The organism is Thalassobaculum sp., assembly GCF_040219215.1.
Lineage (GTDB): Bacteria > Pseudomonadota > Alphaproteobacteria > Thalassobaculales > Thalassobaculaceae > Thalassobaculum_A.
The window spans coordinates 301,598-323,929 of record NZ_JAVJSX010000022.1; the positions used below are offsets into that span (position 1 = coordinate 301,598).

At 66.9% G+C, this 22,332-nt stretch carries 20 protein-coding genes; 13 read left to right on the forward strand and 7 right to left on the reverse strand.

From position 1 onward, the window contains the following. Nucleotides 1-4: 4 nt before the first annotated feature. Nucleotides 5-811 (reverse strand): alpha/beta fold hydrolase, encoded by an 807-nt coding sequence (locus tag RIC54_RS16970; RefSeq protein WP_350090562.1) that lies wholly within the window; start codon nucleotides 809-811, stop codon nucleotides 5-7. Nucleotides 812-915: 104 nt separating this feature from the next. On the opposite strand from RIC54_RS16970, the gene pcaD reads away from it, so the two are divergent. From pcaD to RIC54_RS17020, 10 genes are all read left to right on the forward strand, one after another. Then, on the forward strand, nucleotides 916-1,704 hold the full coding sequence (pcaD, locus tag RIC54_RS16975) for a 3-oxoadipate enol-lactonase (RefSeq protein ID WP_350090565.1): 789 nt from the start codon (nucleotides 916-918) through the stop codon (nucleotides 1,702-1,704). A gap of 118 nt (nucleotides 1,705-1,822) precedes the next feature. Continuing rightward, the gene (locus RIC54_RS16980; RefSeq protein WP_350090568.1) at nucleotides 1,823-2,500 is read left to right on the forward strand and encodes a glutathione S-transferase family protein; all 678 of its coding nucleotides are present in this window, start codon (nucleotides 1,823-1,825) and stop codon (nucleotides 2,498-2,500) included. A gap of 2 nt (nucleotides 2,501-2,502) precedes the next feature. After that, entirely contained in the window at nucleotides 2,503-3,717 is a 1,215-nt protein-coding gene (locus RIC54_RS16985) for a CaiB/BaiF CoA transferase family protein (RefSeq protein WP_350090571.1), read from the forward strand. Continuing rightward, a complete protein-coding gene (locus tag RIC54_RS16990) occupies nucleotides 3,714-4,343 on the forward strand; it encodes a carboxymuconolactone decarboxylase family protein (protein ID WP_350090574.1) in 630 nt (209 codons plus the stop codon). The genes RIC54_RS16985 and RIC54_RS16990 overlap by 4 nt, the downstream gene beginning before the upstream one ends. Next, nucleotides 4,340-5,209: a fumarate hydratase gene (locus tag RIC54_RS16995; RefSeq protein ID WP_350090577.1), complete on the forward strand. Its 870-nt coding sequence runs from the start codon at nucleotides 4,340-4,342 to the stop codon at nucleotides 5,207-5,209. The genes RIC54_RS16990 and RIC54_RS16995 overlap by 4 nt, the downstream gene beginning before the upstream one ends. 11 nt (nucleotides 5,210-5,220) lie before the next feature. Further along, nucleotides 5,221-5,862 (forward strand): fumarate hydratase C-terminal domain-containing protein, encoded by a 642-nt coding sequence (locus RIC54_RS17000; protein WP_350090580.1) that lies wholly within the window; start codon nucleotides 5,221-5,223, stop codon nucleotides 5,860-5,862. Beyond that, nucleotides 5,859-6,776 (forward strand): 2-hydroxyacid dehydrogenase, encoded by a 918-nt coding sequence (locus tag RIC54_RS17005; protein ID WP_350090583.1) that lies wholly within the window; start codon nucleotides 5,859-5,861, stop codon nucleotides 6,774-6,776. Before RIC54_RS17000 ends, RIC54_RS17005 begins: the two co-directional genes overlap by 4 nt. Before the next feature lie 27 nt (nucleotides 6,777-6,803). Then, entirely contained in the window at nucleotides 6,804-7,424 is a 621-nt protein-coding gene (pcaG, locus tag RIC54_RS17010) for a protocatechuate 3,4-dioxygenase subunit alpha (protein WP_350090586.1), read from the forward strand. Between the two features lie 4 nt (nucleotides 7,425-7,428). After that, entirely contained in the window at nucleotides 7,429-8,091 is a 663-nt protein-coding gene (locus tag RIC54_RS17015; protein WP_350090589.1) for a dioxygenase family protein, read from the forward strand. 19 nt (nucleotides 8,092-8,110) lie between these two features. Then, on the forward strand, nucleotides 8,111-9,247 hold the full coding sequence (locus tag RIC54_RS17020) for a mandelate racemase/muconate lactonizing enzyme family protein (RefSeq protein WP_350090592.1): 1,137 nt from the start codon (nucleotides 8,111-8,113) through the stop codon (nucleotides 9,245-9,247). 15 nt (nucleotides 9,248-9,262) lie between these two features. Here the strand turns inward: RIC54_RS17020 and RIC54_RS17025 are convergent, their stop codons facing one another. Further along, nucleotides 9,263-12,136, reverse strand: coding sequence for an ATP-binding protein (locus RIC54_RS17025; RefSeq protein ID WP_350090595.1), 2,874 nt, complete (start codon nucleotides 12,134-12,136; stop codon nucleotides 9,263-9,265). 385 nt (nucleotides 12,137-12,521) lie between these two features. On the opposite strand from RIC54_RS17025, the gene RIC54_RS17030 reads away from it, so the two are divergent. Beyond that, nucleotides 12,522-13,445, forward strand: a complete 924-nt coding sequence (locus RIC54_RS17030) for a dihydrodipicolinate synthase family protein (RefSeq protein ID WP_350090598.1) — start codon at nucleotides 12,522-12,524, stop codon at nucleotides 13,443-13,445. A gap of 61 nt (nucleotides 13,446-13,506) precedes the next feature. On the opposite strand, the gene RIC54_RS17035 is transcribed toward RIC54_RS17030, so the two are convergent. Further along, entirely contained in the window at nucleotides 13,507-13,911 is a 405-nt protein-coding gene (locus RIC54_RS17035; RefSeq protein WP_350090601.1) for a hypothetical protein, read from the reverse strand. A 292-nt stretch (nucleotides 13,912-14,203) separates the two neighbouring features. Between RIC54_RS17035 and RIC54_RS17040 the strand changes: the two genes are divergently transcribed. Continuing rightward, complete coding sequence (locus RIC54_RS17040; RefSeq protein WP_350090604.1) at nucleotides 14,204-15,307, forward strand: YeeE/YedE family protein; 1,104 nt, start codon at nucleotides 14,204-14,206, stop codon at nucleotides 15,305-15,307. A 26-nt stretch (nucleotides 15,308-15,333) separates the two neighbouring features. Here RIC54_RS17040 and RIC54_RS17045 read toward each other — a convergent pair whose 3' ends face one another. The 4 genes from RIC54_RS17045 to RIC54_RS17060 all read right to left on the reverse strand — a co-directional run bounded on the left by RIC54_RS17045 (nucleotide 15,334) and on the right by RIC54_RS17060 (nucleotide 21,231). Next, nucleotides 15,334-15,921: a PAS domain-containing protein gene (locus RIC54_RS17045; RefSeq protein ID WP_350090607.1), complete on the reverse strand. Its 588-nt coding sequence runs from the start codon at nucleotides 15,919-15,921 to the stop codon at nucleotides 15,334-15,336. A gap of 118 nt (nucleotides 15,922-16,039) precedes the next feature. Continuing rightward, nucleotides 16,040-17,662, reverse strand: coding sequence for a dihydroxyacetone kinase subunit DhaK (locus RIC54_RS17050; protein ID WP_350090610.1), 1,623 nt, complete (start codon nucleotides 17,660-17,662; stop codon nucleotides 16,040-16,042). A 147-nt stretch (nucleotides 17,663-17,809) separates the two neighbouring features. Continuing rightward, nucleotides 17,810-19,909: a tetratricopeptide repeat protein gene (locus RIC54_RS17055; RefSeq protein WP_350090613.1), complete on the reverse strand. Its 2,100-nt coding sequence runs from the start codon at nucleotides 19,907-19,909 to the stop codon at nucleotides 17,810-17,812. Next, nucleotides 19,906-21,231, reverse strand: a complete 1,326-nt coding sequence (locus RIC54_RS17060) for a glycosyltransferase family protein (RefSeq protein WP_350090616.1) — start codon at nucleotides 21,229-21,231, stop codon at nucleotides 19,906-19,908. The genes RIC54_RS17055 and RIC54_RS17060 overlap by 4 nt, the downstream gene beginning before the upstream one ends. A gap of 515 nt (nucleotides 21,232-21,746) precedes the next feature. Between RIC54_RS17060 and RIC54_RS17065 the strand changes: the two genes are divergently transcribed. Continuing rightward, nucleotides 21,747-22,332, forward strand: a 586-nt coding sequence (locus tag RIC54_RS17065) for a DUF4347 domain-containing protein (RefSeq protein ID WP_350090619.1), incomplete at its 3' end; no start/stop codon positions are given.

Below are 22,332 nucleotides of genomic sequence, written 5' to 3' on the forward strand. Positions count from 1 at the left end.
TCGGTCACACCGGCAGCCGGTCGGCCCAGTCGGCGATCGCATCGGCCACTGCCTGCGGCTTCTCGGTCGGCAACGCGTGGCTGGCACCGGCAATCACCTGGACCGTCACCCGGTCACCCAGCACCGCCCGGATCTCGTCGCGCGATTCCGCCGGGCGGAACGGGTCGAGATCGGCCTGCAGGTCGAGGATCGGCGCCGATCCGGCCCCCCACCAGTCGGCTTCGTCGGTCAGCGCGCGGGCCGCCCGCTGGCTGCGCATCACCGCCGGGTGCCAACCGTCGAGCCACGCGGTGGGGTCCGATCCCTCGGCGAAGAACGCGAACCGGAGGCCCTGCAGGCGCTGCTCGCGGGTCGAGGCCGGGTCGTTGATCATGGTGATCGCCTCGCTCAGTTCCTTCGGCCAGTTCACGGCACCGGCCGCCACCAGCACGACGCCTCGGGTCAGGCCCGGGTGGTCCGCCGCGATGGTACGCGCGACCAGGTTGCCGTACGCATGGCCGGCGACGATCGCCGGGCCACCGCCCTCCGCCCGGATGACCGCCGCGAAGTCGCTGGCGAAGTCGTGAAACGACACACCATCCATCGGTCCCGTGCTGGCTCCGACGCCGCGCGGCTCGGCGCGCAGCACGCGAAAACCCCGTTCGACAAGGCGTTCCGCCAGCGGCCCGAACTCCTCGGTACCGCGTCCGGTTGAAGCCAGGATCAGGACCAACTGGCCGCTGCCCTGCGCGCGATAGCTGATCGTCGCCTCGACAGTGCGAACGGAACGCAGGGTCGCACCCGCGGCGTTGTCCGGCCCCTCGACTGGCATCTATTGGTCTCGCCAAAGGTTGATGAACTAGCTTTTCAGCATATCATGGCGATGGCGCGCTGGAACCTTGCGCCGATCCACCCAACAGTGACCAAGGATGGCAGATGACGGAAGTCCGAAGGGTGGAAGCGAACGGGCTGTCGTTCCGATGCCGGCTCGACGGCAGCGACCACAACGCCCCCTGGGTGGTCTTCAGCAACTCCATCGGCACCGACCTCAGCGTATGGGATGAACAGGTCGCCGCGCTCGGCGAGCGATTCCGCGTCCTGCGCTACGACCAGCGCGGGCACGGCGGCACGGGTGTTCCGACAGGCCCGTGCGACTTCGAGCAACTCGGCGGCGATCTGGTCGCCCTGCTCGATCACTTCCGGATCGAGCGCTGCCGGTTCGTCGGGTTGTCGATGGGTGTGCCGACCGGCCTGCAGGTCGTCTCGAAGCACCCCAAGCGGATCGAGCGGCTGGTGCTGTGCGACGGTCAGGCCGCGACCGCTCCCGGCGGAGCCGCCGCCTGGGAAGAGCGGATCGAACAGGCCCGTACCAAGGGAATGTCGGTGATTGCCGACGCGATGATCGCGCGCTGGTTCGCGCCGGCCTTCATTGCGGCCGGCAAGGCCGACCGGGTTCGCGCAATGATCGCCAGCACCCCGGTTGACGGCTTTGCCGCCTGTGCCAAGGCGCTGCAGTCCTACGCCTTCACCGACGTTCTGCAGACCATTCGCGTTCCGACGGTGCTGGTCGTCGGCGCCCGCGACGGGGCGATGCCCGTCACCATGGCCCGCATGGGCGATGCGATCGCAGGCGCCGAGTTGATCGAGATCACCGACGCCGGGCACATTCCCAACGTCGAACAGCCCGTCGCCTTCAACCGCGCGCTGCTCGGGTTCCTCCAGTAGCGCTTCAATTTTCATTAGGTCATAGATACGACTTATTGACTTAATATCGTGCCTGCGCGACGCTGACGATCATCCGCCCCGTTGGTCGACGCCCCAGTCAAGGAAGGCTCGCCGGTCCGTGAAACTGCATTGGTCCCCCCGGTCTCCGTTCGTCCGCAAGGTCATGATCGTCCTGCACGAGGCAGGTCTGGTCGACCGGGTCGAGTGTGTGCGTTCCGTCGTCGCGTTCGCGGCACCGCCGAATCCAGACGTGCTCGCCGACAACCCGCTCGGCAAGATCCCGGCGCTGGTTCTGGACGACGGCACCACGCTTTTCGACTCACGGGTGATCTGCGAGTACCTCGACAGTCTGGACGACGGTCCGAAGTTGTTTCCCACCGATCCGGTCGAGCGGTTCCGGCAACTGCGCTGGCTGGCCCTGGCGGATGGGCTGACCGACATCCTTCTGCTGTGGCGCAACGAACGTCTGCGCAAGGGCGGCGGCGACGTTGTGATCCTGGCCGCCTTTGAGACCAAGGTCCGGGCCTGCTTCGCCGATCTGGAAGCAAACGCTGAAATGCTGGCATCCAGCCGCTTCGGAATCGGGCAGGCGGCGGTGGTCTGCGCGCTCGGCCAGATGGATTTCCGGTTCCGCGACAGCCGCTGGGAAGCGGCATACCCCCGGCTCGCCGCCTGGTACGCCGACATCCAGACCCGCCCCTCGATCGCCGCGACCGCGGTGCAGGACGACACCGCTCCTTCACAAGCCAGTGGGGCCGACGACTCCACGTCGCCGTTCCACTTCGCGGGAGCCTGACCGTGGCCGGCCCGCTGTCGCACATCCGCGTGCTCGACCTCAGCCGGATCATGGCCGGGCCCTGGTCCGGCCAGATCTTCGCCGACCTCGGCGCCGACGTGATCAAGGTCGAGCGCAAGGGTGCCGGCGACGACACCCGCGGCTGGGGGCCGCCGTTCCTGAAGGACCGCGACGGCCGCGACACCACCGAGGCCGGCTACTATCTGTCGGTCAACCGTGGCAAGCGCTCGATCGAGATCGACCTGGCCGACAGCCACGACCAGGCCATCGTCAAGGCGCTGGCGGCGAAGTCAGACATCCTGCTGGAGAACTTCAAGGTCGGTACGCTGGGCCGCTACGGGCTCGGCTATGAGGACTTGAAGACAGTCAATCCGCGGCTGATCTACTGCTCGATCACCGGCTTCGGTGCCACCGGCCCGAAGCGCGACCAGGTCGCCTACGACTTCATGATCCAGGCCATGGGCGGGCTGATGAGCGTCACCGGCGAGCGCGACGACGCGCCCGGCGGCGGTCCGCAGAAAGTCGGGGTGCCGATCATCGACATGATGACCGGCATGTACGCCACCATCGGCGCCCTGGCGGCGCTGGCCCGCCGGTCCGAGAGCGGCGAGGGAGAGTTCGTCGACGTCGGCATGCTGGACGTGTCGGTGGCGTGCCTCGCCAATCAGGCGATGAACCACTTGGTGTCCGGCGCCACGCCGGCGCGAAAGGGCAACAAGCACCCGAACATCCAGCCGCAGGACGTCTTCGCAGTCAGCGACGGGCACATCGCCATTGCCGTCGGCAACGACGAGCAGTTCCGCCGGTTCGCCGACGCCATCGGCCAGCCGGAACTGGCCGACGACCCGCGCTACACCACCAACGTGGAGCGGGTGCGCAATCTCGACACCCTGCACCCGCTGATCTGCGACCGGCTGGCGGAGCAGAGCCTGCAGCACTGGATCGACGCCTTCGGATCGCGCGGCGTGCCGTGCGGACCGATCAACACCGTCCCGATGGTGTTCGAGGATCCGCAGGTCCGGCACCGGGAGATGTTGCGCAAGCTGCCGCACCCCATCGCCGGCGAGGTGCCGCAGGTCGTCAGCCCGCTGCGCTTCACCAACGCCCCACTGACGTTCGACACGCCGCCGCCGCTGCTGGGCCAGCACACCGACCAGATCCTGGCGGAGCTGGGACTGCCGCCAAGGGCCGAACCGGCCGGAAAGGCCGACCGATGACCGGCGCGCGCATCGCGTTTCCCACGCCCGAAACCATGTCGCCCGAGCAGCGCCAGGTCCATGACTCGGTGGTCAGCGGGCCGCGCGGCGTGGTGATCGGCCCGCTGCGCGCCGCGCTGCACAGCCCGGAGCTGGCGGACCGCTGGCAGCAGCTCGGCGCGTTCCTGCGGTTCCGTACCTGCCTGCCGCCGCGCCTCAACGAACTGGCGATCCTGGTGACCGGCCGGCGCTGGAACAGCGAGTTGGAGTGGGTGGTCCACGCCGATGCCGCCCTGAAGGCCGGACTCGACCCCGCGATCATCGAAGCAATCCGCCAGTCCGAACCACCGCGGTTCAGCGACGACCAGGAAGCCGAGATCTACGCCTACGCCCGCGAGATGCAGCTGACCGGCCAGGTCAGCGATCCGACCTACAACGCGGTGCTGAAACGCTGGCAGGAACGCGGCGTCGTCGAGCTGACGGCGCTGATCGGCTACTACACGATGGTGTCGATGACCTTGAACGCGCATCGTATCCCCCTGCCCGACAGCATGACGCCGCAGCTGTACCCAAATGGCGAAGCGCCGCCGACAGCCCTGAGCACCCTTGCCGCCGCCCACTCGACGCCCGCGAAAGACCAGCCATGACCATCACTTACGACCTTGTGAAGTCGGTCGCCGCCCAGGTCTACGAAGCCGCGCTGAAGAAGGTTCCGGAAGACACCAAGGATGCGCTGCGCCGCGCCATGGAGGCGGAGACCAAGGAGGTCTCGAAGAAGACGCTGAACTTCATGCTGCGCAGCGCGCTGGCCGCCGAAGAGAAGGATCACCTTGTCTGCTCCGACTCCGGCATCCCGGTGTACTTCGTGAAGGTCGGCACCGGCGCCCGGCTCGGCTTCGATGTCCGCCAGGCGATCTCCGACGGCTTCGACCATCTGGTCGAGACCATAAAGCCGCCGATCCTCAAGCACGTGACCAACCCCCTGACCCTGGAACGCGGTTACCAGGGCAAGGAAATGCCGATCACCACCTTCGACATGATCGCCGACGCCGACCACATCGACATGCTGTGCTCGCCCAAGGCGCTGGGCGGCGGGCGCTGGGCGGCGCTGGAGATCTTCACCTTCCCGTCCCTGGAGACCATCGAGACCTACGTCATGCAATGCGTGATGAAGGCCGGATCGCAACATTGCCCGCCGGTGATCATCGGCGTCGGCATCGGCGGCACCTTCGACTACGCCGCCAAGCTGGCCAAGGAGGCGACCCTGCGCCCGCTCGGCTCGGTCAACGACGACCCGATCCTGCGCGACATGGAGGCGCGGCTGACCAAGGCGGTCAACGCCACCGGCTTCGGTCCGATGGGCACCGGCGGCGACACCACGGCCCTGGCGGTGCACGTCGACTACGCGGCCAGCCACGGCTTCATTCCGGTCGCCGTCTGCTTCAACTGCTGGATCAATCGGCGGATGGGCGCGAGGATCGCGGCCGACGGTACCGTCACGCTCTACGAATAGGGAACGGCGCGATGGGCAACACCTACACCCTGAATTTTCCGGTCCAGGAAGCCGACATCCGCAAACTGGCGCTCGGCGACATGGTCTATCTCGACGGAGAGATCGTGATGACCGCCGGACTGCCGACCCACCAGCGCATCGTGCGCTGCCTGGAGAACGGCACCGAGTTGCCGACCGACCTGACCAACGCCGGGTTCTTCCACCTCGGCAGCTACAACACCGAAGACGACGGGGTGTTCGACGTCCTGTACCTGAACCCCACCACCAGCACCCGTTTCAACGAGTACATGCCGACTCTGATCCGGTCGTTCGGGCTGCGCGCGGTCGGCGGCAAGGGCGGGCTCGACCGGGCCTGCGCCGAGGCCATGAAGGAGGTCGGCTGCGTCTACCTCTCCTTCCTCGGCGGCGGTTGCACCGTGCTGTCGGAGGCGATCCGCGAGGTGACCTCGGTCAGCTGGAACGACATGATCTCGCACTACCGGATCGTGAAGCTGCGGGTCGAGCAGCTCGGCCCGCTGACGGTCGCGATCGATGCCCACGGCAACAGCCTTTACGACAACCTTCAGGAAGACGCCGAGAAGGCGATGCCGCAGATCCTCGCCGACCTGCGTACCGCCCGGGAAGCAGCAGCCAGCGGAGACACATCACGATGACCGAGACCGGCACCGTTCTGGTCGTCACGACCATCCCCAAAGACCTGCGCGACGCGTTGTCCGCCGAATACCGCCTGCAGGACCATCAGAAGGCGCCGGACGGGACCTGGGCGCAGCAGCCGGGGATCGGCGTCGCACTCACCACCAGCATGGCCGGTGCCGATGCGGCCCTGATGGACGCGCTGCCGGACCTCAAGCTGATCGCCTGCCAGGGTGTCGGCCTCGACAAGATCGACCTTGCCGCCGCCGAGGCAAGGGGGATCCGGGTCGCCAACACGCCGGACGTTCTGACCGAGGACACCGCCGACTTCGGTATTGCGCTGATCTACGCCACCGCGCGCAGCATCGTGCGGGCCGACCAGTTCGTGCGTGCCGGCCGTTGGCCCAACGAGCGGATCACGCCGTCGCGCCGGGTCTCGGGCAAGACCGTCGGCATCGTCGGGCTGGGCCGGATCGGTCAGACCGTGGCGCGCAAGGCCGAGGGCCTGGGCCTCACCGTGCTGTACAGCGGGCCGCGCGCCAAGCCGGACGTCGGCTACCGGTTCGTGGCCGACGTGGTGGACCTCGCCGCCCAGGCCGACTTCCTGGTCCTGACCTGTCCCGGCGGGCCGGCGACCGACAAGATGATCGACGCCCGCGTCCTCGAGGCCCTCGGCCCGGACGGAATCCTGATCAACATCGCCCGCGGCTCGGTGGTCGACGAGGCGGCGCTGATCGACGCGCTGGAGCGCAAAGCCATCGCCGGCGCCGGCCTCGACGTGTTCGCCAACGAACCGAAGTTCGACGAGACGTTTCTCAAATTCGAGAACGTGGTGCTGCAACCGCACTACGCCAGCATCACCTTCGAGACCCGCAAAGCGATCATTGGCCTGCTGCAGAAAGCCATCGCCGAGACCTTTGCCCAAGCAACCTGACACTCCCGCAACCATCGACGTGCCGGCATGCCGACATCCAACAACCCGCCCTTCACGCCGGAAGCCACCATCGGGCCGTTCTTCCCGTTCGCCTTCACCGAGGTGATGCCGGGATCAGCGGCCGTTCCGGGCCCCGGGCTCAGCCAGCGACCCGATGGCCAATCGGTCGTCCTGTCGGGACGGATCCTTGCCAGCGACGGCATCGGCGTCCGCAACATGATCCTGGAAAGCTGGCAGGCCAACGCGCATGGTCGCTACCGTCACCCCGACGACCGAAGCGCGCGGCCGCTCGACCCGTCCTTCCACGGTTTCGCCAGGGTGCGCACGTCGGCCTCCGGCCAGTTTCGCCTGGAGACGATCAAGCCCGGCGCCCATCCGTGTGCCGACGGTTCCGCAACGCGGGCGCCGCACCTGCGGCTCACGGTGTTCGGGTCGGGTATCGATCGGCTCGTGACCTTTGTCTACTTCGACGACGAGGCAGTGAACGCTGGTGATCCGGTGCTGGCCAGCCTTGAGGAACCGCTGCGAGCGCGCCTGATCGCCCGTCGGTGCGCGGATGACGACGGTGACGGCTTCACGGGCTACCGCCTCGACCTCATCCTGCGGGGCGAGGGTGAGACGCCGTTCTTCGATGACTGGAGCACCTAGCCCGATGGACCGCCAGGATACCCGGACCCTCGCCGTGGTCACCCAGGACCGAGAAAGCGAAGCCCGCACGCCCGCACAGCCGCTGCGCCGGATCCCGATGCAGGCCTGCGACCCATTCACGCCGCAGCCGCCACTTCAGGAGTGGCCGGGACCGAGCAGCCTCGACCTGTCGCGCATCGCGCCCGGGCGACCGGTCGCACAGGGCGAGGTGATCGAGGTGTCGGGACGCATCCTCGACGAGGACATGCGGCCGGTATCGGGCGCGCTGGTCGAGATCTGGAACTGCAACAGCCACGGGCGCTACTCGCACATCGACGACAACAACGTCGACGCCGCGCTGGATCCGAATTTCCTCGGCTTCGGACGGCTGATGACCGACAGCGGGGGCGCCTACCGTCTGCGGACGATCCGGCCCGCCGCCTATCTGGCGCGTGCCGACATCGGCTGGTGGCGCCCGCCGCACATCCATTTCTCGATTCTCGGCGGCGGCCCGCAGCTGGTAACCCAGATGTACTTCCCGGGCGATCCGCTGAACGAGAAGGACCCCATCCACATGATCATCCCGCCCGAGCAGCGGCCCGGTTCGATCGCCAGAACCGATGAAGGTGGCTTACGGTGGGACATCGTCATGCGCGGCCGACACCGGACGCCATTCGACGACGAGTGATCGTACCGGAGCGCCAGCCTTGACCGTCACGCTCAGCATCGCATCCGTCACCGCACACGTGTTCCGATATCCCCTGGAGCAGGTGGTGCAGACCTCGTTCGGAGTAATGGCCGACCGCCCGATGGTGTTGGTCAGCGTCACCGACACCAGCGGCGAGACCGGCTGGGGCGAGGTGTGGTGCAACTTCCCCGGCGTCGGCGCCGAACACCGGGCCCGGTTGGTCGACAGCGTCCTGGCACCCCTGCTGACCGGCCGGTCGTTCGACGGCGCCGCGGCCGCGTTTCATCACATGACCGAGGCCACCGCGGTGCTGGCCATCCAATGCGCCGAGCCGGGGCCGTTTGCCCAGGCGATCGCCGGACTGGACACCGCGTTGTGGGATCTGTCGGGACGGCTGGCGGGACAGCCGCTGTGGCGCCTGCTGGGCGGGCGGGAGCCGACGGTGCCGGTCTATGCCAGCGGCCTCAACCCCACCTCGCCCGAGACCCTGGCCGCCCGGCGCTTCGAGGAAGGGTATCGGGCGTTCAAGCTGAAGATCGGGTTCGGCGCCGACCGCGACATCGCCAACCTGCAGGCCCTGCGCTCCACTCTTGGCCCCGACGCACGCCTGATGGTCGACGCCAACCAGGGCTGGACGCTGGAGCAGGCGTTGCACGCCGCACCGATGATCGAGCGGTTCGACCTCGACTGGCTGGAGGAGCCGTTGCGGGCCGACACGCCATGGTCGGACTGGCGCACGCTGCGGGACGCGACGGCGATCCCGCTGGCGGCCGGGGAGAACCTGATGGGCGACGCCGCGTTCGACAGCGCACTGGACGCCAGTGTGCTGGGCGTCGTCCAGCCCGATCTGGCGAAATGGGGCGGGCTCACCGCCTGCCTGCCACTGGCGGGCCGCATCCTTGCCTCCGGTGCGCGCTACTGCCCGCACTATCTCGGCGGCGGTATCGGATTGCTGGCGTCGGCGCACCTGCTCGCGGCGGCCGGTGGCGACGGCATCCTGGAGATTGACGCCAATCCCAATCCTTTGCGAACGCTGCTGTGCGGCCCGCTCGGAACCATCGACAATGGTCGTTCGGTTCTGACGGATGAGTCTGGACTGGGAGTCGTTCCACACCTGTCGGATCTGGAAGGCTTTGCGGTCCCGCACCGGTGGTAGCGGGACCGGCTTGGTTCAGGAGGCGGCTTGGTAGCCTCCCTCGGGCGGCTTGACCGGGCGTGTGCGCAACGCCGCGTCGATGGCCGCCAGGAACTGATCGAAATTGATTGGCTTGCCGAGATACCGGAAGAATCCTGCCGCCAGGCCATCGTTGACCTCGTTCGGCATTACCGATGCCGTCAGGGCCAGGACCGGAATGTCCTTGGTGTCAGGATGCATTCGCAGCTGCTCCAGAATCTCAAACCCGTTCATTTCGGGCAGGTTGAGGTCCAGGACGATCACGTCGGGTCGGTGCGCCCGCGCCAGTTCCAGCCCAACCTGCCCGGACGCAGCGGAATGCATCGTGACGTCGGGCAACGTTTCGACAAGATACTCGACCAGACGCAGGTTCAGCGGGTTGTCCTCGACGTACAGCAAAGAGTAGCCGCCCGCGTTGGCCAACGGGGCGTTGATCGTAGTGCCAGACCCGGCCGACGCAGCGGCTTCGGGAAGGGCGGCGGCGGTCTCCACGGGCAGGTCGATCCAGAACGTGCTGCCGCGGCCGGGTTCGCTCTCGAAGCCGATCCGGCCATCCATCGCCTCGACCAGCAGCTTGCACACCGACAGGCCGATGCCGGTCCCTTCGATGGTCGTGAACTCGGCACCGAGGCGCTGAAACGGCGTGAAGATCTCGCTGGCCCGATCCTCGGGAATTCCTCTGCCGGTGTCGGCGACCAGGATACGAACCCGCGTACCCTCGATCTCCCGCGCCGACACCGATACCGATCCGCCAGGCCGATTGTACTTGATCGCGTTGGACAGCAGGTTCAGCAGGACCTGCCGCAAGCGCTGGCTGTCGGCACGGACGTCGGACACCGTCGTTTCCAGAGACAACTCGACGGCAATCCCGGCCTTCGCAGCAACCGCGCCGATCGACTCGACCGCACCGGACAGCGTGTCGGCGACCGCCATACGCTCGGTCGACAGCTTCAATTGCCCGGCCTCAATGCCAGCGAGGTCGAGCACGTCGTCCACCAGCGCCAGTAGGTGCTGGCCGCTGCTGACGATGTGCCTGCAGTACTCCTGCTGGCTCTGCGACAATGCGTTCCCGCGCGGCATCTGCAGAAGTTGCCCGAAGCCGATGACGGCGTTCAGCGGCGTCCGCAACTCGTGACTCATGCTCGCCAGGAACTCCGACTTGGCACGGTTGGCGTTGTCGGCCGCTTCACGCGCCGCCAAGGTCGCCTCCTGGGCGCGCTCGCGCTCGGTAACGTCGAACCGCAGGACGATGACCCCGCCTTCGCGGGTCGGGTGCTCGACCACTTCGACCACCCGTTTCTCGTAGTGCACCAGGGTGCTGCCGTTGGCGGCGCGGTGCCGTTCCAGGCGCCATGCCAGCCAAGCCTCCGGATCATCGTGTGCGTCGTGGATCAATCGCTCAGCCAGGGTTCGGCGCAGAATCTCCTCGAAGGTGTCCCCGATCCGATCCATCGCCGCCATCTCCGGCACATACTTGGCCGAGTTGGCGTTGACGTAGGCAAGTCGGCCATCGGGGTTGAACATCAGGAATCCGCCGGGGATCGATTCAACGGCGTCACGCAACCGTTCCTCGGCGCGGCGCAGCTCGGTGACGTCGCGGCCGGAGCCCCGATAACCGCGGTAGCGGCCGGTTTCGTCAAAGACTGGAACCCCGCTGGTACGAATCCATCGGTCATCGTTCGGACCGCGGCGCAGATACTCAAAATCCTGAAACGGCCGACGCTCCTCTATGCATCGCAGGTGGTTATCCCACGCCCCCGGAACGCTCTGGGGCTGGTCTGAAAAGTCGATGCGGCTCTTGCCGTAGTGCCATTCCGGAGAAACACCACTGGCCTGTTCGACTGACGCCGACAACCAGATGAAGCGGTTCTGATCGTCAGTTTCCCAGAACCAGTCGCTCGAGGACTCCGCCAGATCGCGAAACCGCGCCTCGCTGCGCCGCAGGTCAGCTGCCAACTGGTCGCGCCGCCGGGTCTGCCGTATCAGCGACCAGGCACCGGCCACCAAGGCGAATAGGGCCAGTCCCAGATGCCCGCTGGCGAATGCGAAGCTTCGCCAGAACTCGGCGAACAGTTCCCTGTATGTCGACGCGACGGTCACGATGAAGCCGCTGCCCGGCACGGTCGCATATCCGATGATGCGTTCCGCTCCATCGGACAGACCCCAGGCGTGGAACGCGCCGGTCGGCGCGCTCGCGACGATCTCGGTCATGAAACGACGGCCCGCCAGCGAGGTCCCCAACAGCGCATCGTCTGTCGGTTGGCGGGCGAGGATCATGCCGTCGCGGCGGAACAGCGTCATCACGTCGCTTGGCCGCGTCTCAACGCCGCGAAAAACGCCGGTGAAATAATCCGGGTCAACCACTCCGCCCGCGATGCCGCCGAAGCCCCGGCCCCGGTCGTTCAGACGCATCGATACGCTGAGGATCTTCGCGTTGAGAAGGTTCGAGAACACCGGGGCCGGCACGTACACTTGGTCGGCCGCAGCAGTGCCATCGCGGTGCACCCGGAACTGCTCCTGGTCGGCCACGTTGAGAGGCGGCGGATCGGCGAACAGCGACGAGGCGGTACGATTACCGGTGGCGTCAACCCAGCCGATGGCCTTGAAGACCGGCGAGCCTCCGTGAACGGTTTTCAGAAAGCCGTGGACGGTATGTCGATCGTATCCCTGCTCCGCCGCTTCATCATGCAGGTTCACCACGACCCGCAGCACCGCTTTGGCAACCTCGAAGGTTCGCGCGGTGTGTTCGGCGAGCAGGGAAGCGGTACTGCGCAGGCTGCGCTCGGCCTGGGTCAGTTCTTCCTGATAGCGCTGCCACTGATACAGACCGAACGACGAGACCAGCACTGCGGCCCCCACGACAGTGGCCACCAGTATCTGTCGAGTGGTTTGATGCGTAGTCCGACCCGGCATCGTCCCCCACCAATGTATTAATCCGACATTTCTTGATGAAATTATCCAAAATACTGTTAAATTTATCTTACCAGGAGACATCGGCAACTTTAGTGCTAGAACATATTTCTATATTCTATTAATACGCGTTTTCGTTTCTTGATTTCATTTTGAAGTATTAGAATGCCTCCTGTAAACCCGATGCTCGATCAACCGGGACACGTCCAGGCGTAGGGTTGGTACGTTGGTGTTGCCGTCTGCCTCACGGGCACGGCAAGCATCCCGTGACCAAACGCACACCGGCGACGATCGGCTCGATCGTCCATCGCTTGTTCAGCCCCGTTCCCAACCGAGGAGAAGCCCGATGACCGATGCAGCGCCGATGCGCGGCGTTCTGTCACCCGTCGTCACGCCGTTCGACGCCGACCTGCAGGTGGATGTCGAACGCCTGATCCGGCATTGCCGATGGCTGCTGTCGCACGATTGCGGCCTGGCGATCTTCGGCACCAACAGCGAGGGCAACTCGCTGTCGGTCGACGAGAAGATCGACATCGTGGACCGTCTGATCGAGGCCGGGATCGACCCGGCGCGGATGATGCCGGGGACCGGCTGTTGCGCCCTGCCCGACAGCGTGCGGCTGACCCGGCACATGGTCGAGCGCGGCTGCGGCGGCGTGCTGACCCTGCCGCCGTTCTACTACAAGGGACTCAGCGACGAGGGCATCTACCGTTCGATCGCCGAGATCATCGAGCGGGCCGGCGACTCCCGGCTGCGGATGTATCTGTATCACATCCCGCCGGTGGCCCAGGTTGGGTTCAGTCTCGATCTGATCGAGCGGCTGATCCACGACTACGCAGGTGCCGTGGCCGGCATCAAGGACAGTTCCGGCGACTGGTCGAACACCAAGGCCATGCTGGAACGGTTCCCCGGCTGGGGCGTGTTCGCCGGCAACGAGACCATCCTGCTGGACACCATGCGTCACGGAGGTGCTGGCTGCATCTCGGCGACCTGCAACGTCAACGCACCGGCGATCGTCGAGTTGTACCGGCACTGGCAGGACGCCGACGCCGACGAGCGTCAGAGCGCCTGCACCGCGCTCCGGCATCGGGTCGGCAAGTACCCGATGATCCCGGCCCTGAAGGCCACGATCGCGCATTTCACCGACGACCCCGACTGGACCCGGCTGCGCCCGCCGCTGGTCGCGCTCGACACGGCCACCGTGAAGCAGCTGGGCGCCGAGTTGGAAGCGGCAGGGTTCGCCATGCCGGGGATCGCCGCCCGCGCCTGATCGCCACCGTTGGCAGGCGGGCCGGCGGCGTTGGGGTTAAACCCGCGCTGCCGGCCGGTGCCTACTTCCGAAACCGGATTGCCCGGCCGGATCCGTCGAGCGAGCCCCAACTGAACAGCGACACCGTCACCTTGCCGTATTTCGCCAGGATCACCGCGTCAGCTCCCAGCGGGGCGGCCTGTTCGCGGAGCTTCTCGTCGATCAGCGCGGGGGTTGGATCGGGATGGAACACCGTGGTCTTGTTGACCGTCACCTCCAGGTCGCCGAGCACATCGTAGGGCCGGTTCGGGAAGTCGTTCGGCGTGACGACGATCTGCGACGGGTCGAGAACCGGGCGGGCCGGTGCCACAACACTGGGCGCCGCACCCACACCGGGCGCCGGCGACTTCACGCTCGACGTCGACCAGGTACTGCACGCTGACAGCGACACTCCCAGAATCGCGACAGCCAGTATTCTGCGGATCATTCGGCGCTTCCTCCCCCTCGTGCCCGACGGGGCGGGCACTGTTCCCCCGAGCCGTGCCGCTACCATGCTCGAAGAGGCGGCAGCGCCTCTCCTCAAGCGTCGCCGCCGCATCGGATGTTCAACCTTGGCAAGAAGCCGCTGTCGCCACAAGCCCGCGGCGACCCCCGGTACCCCAGCAGGGCTTCGAAACAAGCATTGAAGTTCTGTAAAGCGACTGTATGTTCGTTTTAGCGGAATTGCAGGGTTTGCCGAACACAGGGACGTCGGCTGCACTGCTCGATCGGAGAACTCGATGGACGCGCTGGCAAGCGGAATACTCGGCGGATGGGAGGCGGAGAGCCTGCTGCTGCTGTTTGCCGCCCTGCTGGGGCTGGCGTTCGGAGCGATCGCCCAGGGCTCCGGCTTCTGCTTCCGGGCCGCCGTCGAGGAAACCACGCGCAGCGGTGGCGACAAACCCCGGATCGCCCAATGGGTCGCCGCCACGGCGGTCGCGATTGCCGCCACCCAGGCCGGTATCGCCGCCGGCGTGATCGATGTCTCGGACACGCCCTATCTGCGCGCTGATTTCTCGCTCGGCGGCATGGTGGTCGGTGGAGTGCTGTTCGGGATCGGGATGACGTTTGCCGGAGGCTGCATCAGCCGGCTGACCGTGCTGTCGGTCCGCGGCAACCTGCGTTCGGTCTTCAGCCTTCTGGTGGTCGCGGTGGTCGGCTATGCCGCGATCCGCGGGCTGCTGGCCTCGGCCCGCGCCGGCTTCGCCGACAGCACTCGCGTCACCCTTGGTAACCTGACGCCGACCCTTCCGGACGCGCTGGCCATCACTGCGGGCCTGCCCGCCCAGGCGATCGCCGCCGGAATCGGCGCGCTGGCGTTGGTCGGCGGAATTGCGCTCGCCTGGCGCCTTGGCAGCCGACGAGTGGCACCCATCGCCGTCGGAGCCGCCGTCGGCCTGCTGGTCGCCTTCGGCTTCGCGGCGACCAGCTGGGTCGCGGCCACCGCGTTCGACCCGGTCGCCGTTGAATCGCTGCGCTTCACCCAGCCGAGCGCCGACGCCTTGATGTTCGTCATGATCTCCACCGGGATCGACGCCAACTTCGGCGTCGTGATGTTTGTCGGTGTGCTCGCCGGCGCATTCCTGCAGGCGGCGGCCTCGCGCAGCCTCCGCCTGGAGGGTTTCGATGATCCGGCGCACATGGCCCGGGCCGGCCTCGGCGCCGCGGCCATGGGACTCGGCGGAGTGCTGGCCCTGGGTTGCGCCGTCGGCCAGGGGTTGTCCGGCGTCGCCACGCTGTCCGTGCCGTCGATGATTGCCTTGGCATCGATCTGGGCTGGCGCGCGTCTCGGCTTCGCCTGGCGGGCCGGCATCGAACGCCGGACCGAGCGCGTCTCGGCTTGACGCCACACATCCGGCTCCCCTCGACCTTAGAGCGGCGGGGTGCCGGGCGGAATTCCTCGGCCGATGTCGATGTAGTCGCGCTGCAGCACGCGGACCCGCTCGACCGGCTTGCGCCGCGGGTCGATGAATTTCGGCGCCGCGAGAATCTCGTCCACGAACATCAGGAACCGTCCGCTCCCGTCATCCGCCTCGAGGGGAAGGCCGACAGCCTCGTTGTTGTGCACCGCCCCTCCGGCATGGACATGCACGGTGAGAACGCGCATCCCGCAGGGGTGTAATGCGACCTTCACGAGTTCGCCCAGGGCGCTCGGCCAGCGCTCGGGATCGACGTATTTCGAATAGTCCTCGCCGGTCGGATCGAATCCGTACTGCTCGACAAGACCGGTACCGACCAGCCGAAGAATGGCTCGGCCGGGCGTCCGCAGATCATGAAGCAGGACCCTGGGCAGCAGCTTCGGAATCGCCGTCGGATCGAGCCGGCTTTTCAGCGGAATTGCGCCGCCCGCCGGCCTTTCCAGCGCACGCCAGTAGTCGTAGAGATCAGCGCATCTTTTGCTGTCGAACCTCTGCATCAAGCCAGCTAATCCCATTGTATGACCGCCGCGCCGATGCACTCTGGTCCGCGGCGATATAATCCTCGCTGTGCTACGCTCGCAGCAGTACGTAGTTGGCGACGTCAGGCGCAAACTCAGGCATTCGATCGAGCCCGGGTGCGCAAGGGGCCGGCAAACCCTACCGCGACGCGAGGTGTTCGAACAGGATCGCGACGGCCTCGGCGCCCGGATCGTTGTGCCCGGCGAGGTTGCTCTCCGAGACATAGCTTGCCCGCCCGGCCTTCGCCTTGGTGATCGATCCGGTCATGTTCGCCCCTTCGCGCGCCGCCTTGGCAGCCGCGTCCCAACCCTGCGGCGCGGCGTCCAGGGCCGGCGACAGGGCGTCGATCATCGTCCGGTCGCCAAGGCTCGCACCGCCGACCTGCTGGATCCGCTGCAGGCCGGCCCTCAGAGCGCCGACCGTATCGGCCCCGCCGGCCGCGGCATCGCCGGCCGCCGCGAAGAAGATCGCCAGCAGCACGCCCGACGACCCGCCCATGGTCTGGGCGAGTTCCAGCCCGATCGCGCGATGGAGCTCGATCGGATCCGCCAGCGGCAAGCGGTCGCGGGCCGCCTTCAGGGCGCGCGCCGCCGATGCCAGGGTCGTTCCGGTGTCACCGTCACCGGACTTCGCATCCAGCTGGTTCAACGGTCGCTCCGAGGCGATCAGGACATCGCAGCAGCTGCCGACCAGATCGTGGATGCGGGCGTTCCCGGACGGCACCGGCGGCGTCGGCAGCAACCCATCCGGAAGCGGCCGGACGGCGACATCGGCCACCGGCAGGCATCCGGGCCATGCCGGCGGAGCAACCGGCGCGCGCAACGCCCGCACGTCGTCCTCGCCGACCGGCAGCAACGATACCGAGAACCCCTGCATGTCGAGCGACGTCATCAAGGGCGCCGGACCCACCAGCCACTTAAGGTCTCCGCCCAGCGCAGAGCGGGCCAGTTCGTTGGCTATCACCGACATCTCCAGCCCGGTCGTTCCTCCCAGATTGTTCAGGAGGGCCACCAGTGGTCCGGAGCCGACATGGGGCAACAGCCGGTCGACGACCAGACCGACAGCGGCCTGGGCGCTGTCGAGGATAACCTGCTCGACACCGGGCTCGCCATGAATTCCAAGACCGAGTTCGGCTTTGCCGCTTTCGATCCGATCCTCTTTGGGCGACCCCGGGACGGTGCAGGTGTCCACGGACATCCCGATGGACACCACCCGGCGGATCACCGCCCTTGCGGCCTCGCTCACCGTCCGGAGATCCGCCCCCTCCTCGGCGAGCGCGCCTGCGATCTTGTGCACGAACAGGGTTCCGGCCACTCCCCGCGCCTGAGGCAGGTCGGGCAGGGCGATATCATCATCGACCACCACCATCTCGACATTGAGACCAAGCGCCCGTGCGCGCTCCGCCGCCAATCCGAAGTTCAGGCGGTCCCCGGTGTAGTTCTTGACGATCAGCAGGCAGCCCGCCGCACCCGTCACGGCCAGGATGCCCGCCAGCACGGCATCCACCGAGGGCGAGGCGAACACGTCGCCGCAGACCGCGGCGGTCAGCATGCCCTGTCCGACGAAGCCGGCGTGCGACGGTTCATGGCCGGACCCGCCGCCGGAGACCAGCGCCACCTTCGACTTATCCCAGTCGGAACGCACCACCACCTTGATGTGCGGATAGCCATCCAACCGTGCCAGACGGCCGCCAGCGGCTCTCAACACCCCGTCGATGGCATCGGTGACCAGGGTTTCCTTGGAATTGATGAACTGGCTCATGCTGCGCTCTCGCTGAAATCGGACGCCGAAGACTAACAACGATGACGCCTATGTCGTCAGCCGATTTCCCTGCGATATCGCCCGGATCGTCGCGACGCCCCGATCACTTGATCAACCCGATCTCCACTCCCATCACCTCGCCCCCACTCAATCAGCCCCGGCGTCCGGTGAACCGGGACCCGCTGCCCACGCTCTCAGATCGGCAGCGACCCGCGCCATCACCGGTTTCCAGTCGTCGTCGCTGTCCTGCCGGTAGACCGCGGTCCGCGGATACCAGAGCGAGTCGGTTCTGCCGAGACCCCAGCGCCAGTCCGGCTTGGTCGGCAGCAGCGTCCAGCACGGCTTCGACAATGCACCGGCGAAATGCACCGTGTTGTTGGCCGGACAAACCACCAGATCGACCGCCGCGACCAGGGCGGCCAGACCGTCGAGATCCTGGATCGGCTCGATCCCGTGGCTGTTGTCGATGCTGGCGCCGGCCTCGGCTTCGAACGCCGAAAAGTCCTCCTCGCCCGCCCCGTACTGCAGCGATACCACCGCAGCCCCCGGGACGGCCGCGATGTCCCGCCACAGGGCCGGCGGGATCGTCCGGCGTCCGCCCGTCTTCGGCGCCAGCGACCGCCAGGTGATTCCGACCAGCCGCTTTCCAGGATGCCGGGCCTGGAGGCTGGTGCGAATGGCGGCAACCCGATCGCTGTCGGGCACGATCCACGGTTCGGGAACCGCGTCGCCTCCGCAGAACAGCCTCAGACGATGCGGAAGGTCGCCAAGCGCCAGGTGCAGATCGGCGCCGTGATGGCTCTCCACCGCGCCATCGGGATTGGAGATGTCCGGCACCGCGGCATCCGGAAAGCTGCGCCGGATGATCGGGCGCAGGCGGGGCTCGGTGAGGATCGTCAGCTTCACGCCAAGCCGGCGCAGGTAGGGCGCGAGAGTCAGGAACTGGACCTCGTCGCCGATGCCCTGCTCGCCCCACAGCAGGAGATGGCGCCCCACGATATTCTCGGTGGTCCATTCCGGAACGGCGAAGTAACGGAGAACCGATGCGGCCTCCGGCGACTCGAGACGGCGCGTGTGTACCTGCCATCCTTCCTGGAACCGTTCGAGCGCCAGCAGGGCCAGGGCGGTGTTGAGATGCGCCAGTGCGTGGCGGTCGCTCACCCGCGTGGCGTAGGTGCCGTAGGTCACCGCCCCTTGCGGATCGCCGGCTCGGCCAAGCTCGACGCCGAGATTGTACCAGGCGTCCGGGTCGTTCGGCTTGGCCACGGCGCCTCGACGCAACCAGGACAGCACGCCGACCCGGCCCGGGTTCTTGGTCGCGAGCAACGCCAACCGGTTGTACGGCTGCGGGGCAACCGGATCGAGCACCATGGCGCGAAGCGCCCAGGACTTGTCCTCCAACAGGCCGGCCAACTCGCAGCAGACCGTCACGCCGGTTGGCTCGATCAGCAGTCCGCGCTTGTAGGGGAGGATCGCGTCGGAATCCCGTCCGAGCTTCTGCAGGGCGCGTGCCCGGTTCGACCACGCCGCTGCGAGGCGGGGATCGCCGCGGCTTGCGGCGGCAAACCGTTCCTCCGCCGCCACCCAGTCCGACTGGTTGAAGGCCAGGAGCCCGAGATTGTTAAGGACATTGCCACTGCGCGGGATGACACAGAGCGTGCGGCGGTAGAGTCCTTCGGCGAGGTCAAAGCGGCCGAGATCGCGGAGCGCGTTGCCGAGATTGAACAGCGCGGTGGAAACCGCAGGCCGCGCGACCAGCAGCCGACGAAACCGGCGCGCCGCCCCCTGCTTGTCGCCGCCCAGCGCCAGATCGTTGCCGATTTCGATGCTGGCGGCCTCGTCGAACGGTGACAGGACCAGGCAGCGTTTCAGCAGGGCGGTCCGGGCGGTGCCGGCTACAATCTTGGCAAGCCCGATGGAACTTTCGGCGCGTGCGGGCGCCAGCAGCATCGCGCGGCGATAGCAGGCGATGGCCACCATCGGTCGCTGCAATCCCTGCGCGACGCCGCCCAGGTTGCCCCAGGCCGCAGCGTTGCGGGGGTTGGTCCGCACGGCCTTCTCGATGAGGTGCGCCGCTTCGGTGGCGTGTCCCTCTTCGAAGCGTATCGTACCGAGAAGGTTGAGGGCATCGGCGTAGTACGCGTCATCGGCGGGCACCCGGCGGTACAGGCGCGCTGCGTGGGCGCGAAACCCCGCGCGCTGCCGACGCATCCCTTCCTCGAGCAAGCGCAGCGAGGCCTCGCTCATGAACGATGCTCCGATGGTGTACCGATGAGTTCAGCCGCAATCTGCCTGATCAGATCAGGCCAGTCGACCCGCGCGCTCTTGCGGTACACTCTGGTGCGATCGTACCAGAGGCTCGTGGCCCCGCTGCGGCCCCACCGCCAGTCCGGATCTTCCGGCAGCAGAACCAGGCACGGCACATCCAGGGCGCCGGCGAAATGCACTGTGTTGTTCGGCGGCGAGACGACCATGTCCATCGCCGCGACCAGCGCCGCGAATCCGTCGATGTCGGTCAGGGGTTCGACCCCGTGCTCGCAGTCGATGCCGTCGCCGAACGCGGCGAGGTCGCCGGGGCTGGCACCGTACTGCAGCGACACCAGGCGAACGCCCGACGTCTCGATCAATGGGCGCCAGAGTTCCGGCGGAACGGTCCGTCGCCATCCATCCTCGGCCTGGCTGGTCCAGGCAATGCCGACGAGACGGCAATCGGGCGATCGTCGCTGGATTCCGGCGCGCAGGCGCTCGGAAAGTCGGCGGTCCGGCTGAAGATAGGGATGCGGGCGAAGATCGCCGTCGACAAACAGTCCCAGGGCCGCCGGCAGGTCACCCGCGCAGATCCACGCGTCCGCCGGTGCGAGAGAGGGAAGCTGTCCCTTCTCGTCGGGTGCCACGACGTCGGCGTACGGGAAGCTTCGACGCATCAGCGTGGCCAGGCGAGGAGCCACCAGCAACGTGATCGCCCCGACGGACTGCCGGACGGCGTGCATCAGGGTCAGGAACATGATCGCGTCGCCGATGCCCTGCTCGGCGAGGATGCGAAGGCGGCCCGGCATCGCCCGGCCGTCCCATTCCCCCAATTCCGGCCAGACGGCGGCAGGCTCCGCGCCGAGGGCACCATGCCGGTTTCGGTACAGCGGCCAGCCCTCCCGGAAGTTGCCGCCACCAAGCACGATCGCCGCCCGGTTCATCCCGATGGCACGCGGCTCGGCGCCCGCGACTTCAGCGCGGCGATAGGCACGCAGCGCCCGGCTGTAGGCGGCCAGACGTTTCAGAACCGCGCCTAGGTTGATCCAGGCCGGGGAGTATCCCGGATCAAGAACCGCCGACCGCCGCGCCGCAGTCTCCGCGGCCCCGAGCCGATTGAGGTGCCAGAGCGCCAGGGCCTCGCGATTCCACGGAGGCGCGGCGTCAGCCGCGATGCAGCGCGCGCGACGGCTCCAGACGAGTGACTTGAGCGGAGCACGCCGCTCCAGGAGATGGCCCGACCATGCAAACGCCGCCCGAGCGTCTTGGGGAGCCGTCAGGACGGCCTGCTCAATCTGCTGCAGGGGTGGTTCGGTTGCCATAGTTAAGATTCAGCTAACTCATTCTATGGTTTAATTAGAATCTAACATTCGATTGCATACATTATGTCGCGCCGACTCTCGCAATCGAAACTTCCTTTCGAAGCCCGCCGCCCGACCGATACATCCCGCAACCTCCAAATTGTACGGGGGTCCCGCGACCAATGCCACGGCCGCCTCGTCCGTCGCAACCAATCGGTCCTGTTGCCCGACATCTGGCGGTTGGCTCGAAACCGCCCGGAACGACGCTGCCGCCATTCCAAATGGTGGATGTACCGGCCACACACCGATGCCCGAGGTTGCGTTTCATCGTCAATATTAGCGATTCAAATTAATGATTGCTTAATCAGTGTCTTGTAGATAGCTCCTAACATGAGCGGAATTTGAATGGCATTCGAGACATTTCCGATCCATCTTATCTCTCGGATCTCGGAACCGATCGACCTGTCATCCGCAGAACGCTGATATCGACAGCATCGGGCCGGCCTGTTGCGCGGCCCGTTGAGAGGAGTGGAAAGATGGAAGACGCACGCCAAGAATGGCGCCCGTTGGTTGCTGCGAATAAAGCCCAGGAACTCCTGTTCGTCGATCCCGGCGTTGACCACCCCTCCATCCTGCTGGACGGCCTACGACCAGAAGTTGAGGTCGTTCGCCTGCCTGTGGACGCTGACCCGATTGCGACTATCGCGCTGCACATGGCGGGACGCCGACACGTCTCGGCTCTCCACATCCTGTCGCACGGAACCCCCGGCGCGCTGGCGCTGTCCGGTCAGCGCATCGACGCCGCGGCACTGGCCGCGCGTCCGGCGTTGACGGCGTCGATCCGCGGCGCGCTGTCCGAGGATGCCGAAATCGTTCTGTACGGCTGTTCGGTCGCGCAGGGACCGCAAGGTGCGGCTTTCGTCGACCTACTGTCGACGCTGCTCGACCGGCCGGTGGCGGCATCCGACAGCCTGGTCGGCACGGCGGACCTGGGCGGCGACTGGCGCATCCCGGCACGGGGCGCCCTGGCGTTCGGTGCGGAGGCGCGAGCCGCCTATCCGGCGACGCTGGCGAAAGCGACCTTCGGCATCGTCACCACGATCAACACCACCACCACCCTGA

What these genes read in the sequence shown, in the direction of transcription:
- RIC54_RS16970 (WP_350090562.1), bottom strand. Translation starts at nt 811, where the DNA reads ATGCCAGTCGAGGGGCCGGACAACGCCGCGGGTGCGACCCTGCGTTCC.
- pcaD (WP_350090565.1), top strand. Translation starts at nt 916, where the DNA reads ATGACGGAAGTCCGAAGGGTGGAAGCGAACGGGCTGTCGTTCCGATGC.
- RIC54_RS16990 (WP_350090574.1), top strand. Translation starts at nt 3,714, where the DNA reads ATGACCGGCGCGCGCATCGCGTTTCCCACGCCCGAAACCATGTCGCCC.
- RIC54_RS16995 (WP_350090577.1), top strand. Translation starts at nt 4,340, where the DNA reads ATGACCATCACTTACGACCTTGTGAAGTCGGTCGCCGCCCAGGTCTAC.
- RIC54_RS17000 (WP_350090580.1), top strand. Translation starts at nt 5,221, where the DNA reads ATGGGCAACACCTACACCCTGAATTTTCCGGTCCAGGAAGCCGACATC.
- RIC54_RS17005 (WP_350090583.1), top strand. Translation starts at nt 5,859, where the DNA reads ATGACCGAGACCGGCACCGTTCTGGTCGTCACGACCATCCCCAAAGAC.
- pcaG (WP_350090586.1), top strand. Translation starts at nt 6,804, where the DNA reads ATGCCGACATCCAACAACCCGCCCTTCACGCCGGAAGCCACCATCGGG.
- RIC54_RS17015 (WP_350090589.1), top strand. Translation starts at nt 7,429, where the DNA reads ATGGACCGCCAGGATACCCGGACCCTCGCCGTGGTCACCCAGGACCGA.
- RIC54_RS17030 (WP_350090598.1), top strand. Translation starts at nt 12,522, where the DNA reads ATGACCGATGCAGCGCCGATGCGCGGCGTTCTGTCACCCGTCGTCACG.
- RIC54_RS17035 (WP_350090601.1), bottom strand. Translation starts at nt 13,911, where the DNA reads ATGATCCGCAGAATACTGGCTGTCGCGATTCTGGGAGTGTCGCTGTCA.
- RIC54_RS17040 (WP_350090604.1), top strand. Translation starts at nt 14,204, where the DNA reads ATGGACGCGCTGGCAAGCGGAATACTCGGCGGATGGGAGGCGGAGAGC.
- RIC54_RS17050 (WP_350090610.1), bottom strand. Translation starts at nt 17,662, where the DNA reads ATGAGCCAGTTCATCAATTCCAAGGAAACCCTGGTCACCGATGCCATC.
- RIC54_RS17055 (WP_350090613.1), bottom strand. Translation starts at nt 19,909, where the DNA reads ATGAGCGAGGCCTCGCTGCGCTTGCTCGAGGAAGGGATGCGTCGGCAG.
- RIC54_RS17060 (WP_350090616.1), bottom strand. Translation starts at nt 21,231, where the DNA reads ATGGCAACCGAACCACCCCTGCAGCAGATTGAGCAGGCCGTCCTGACG.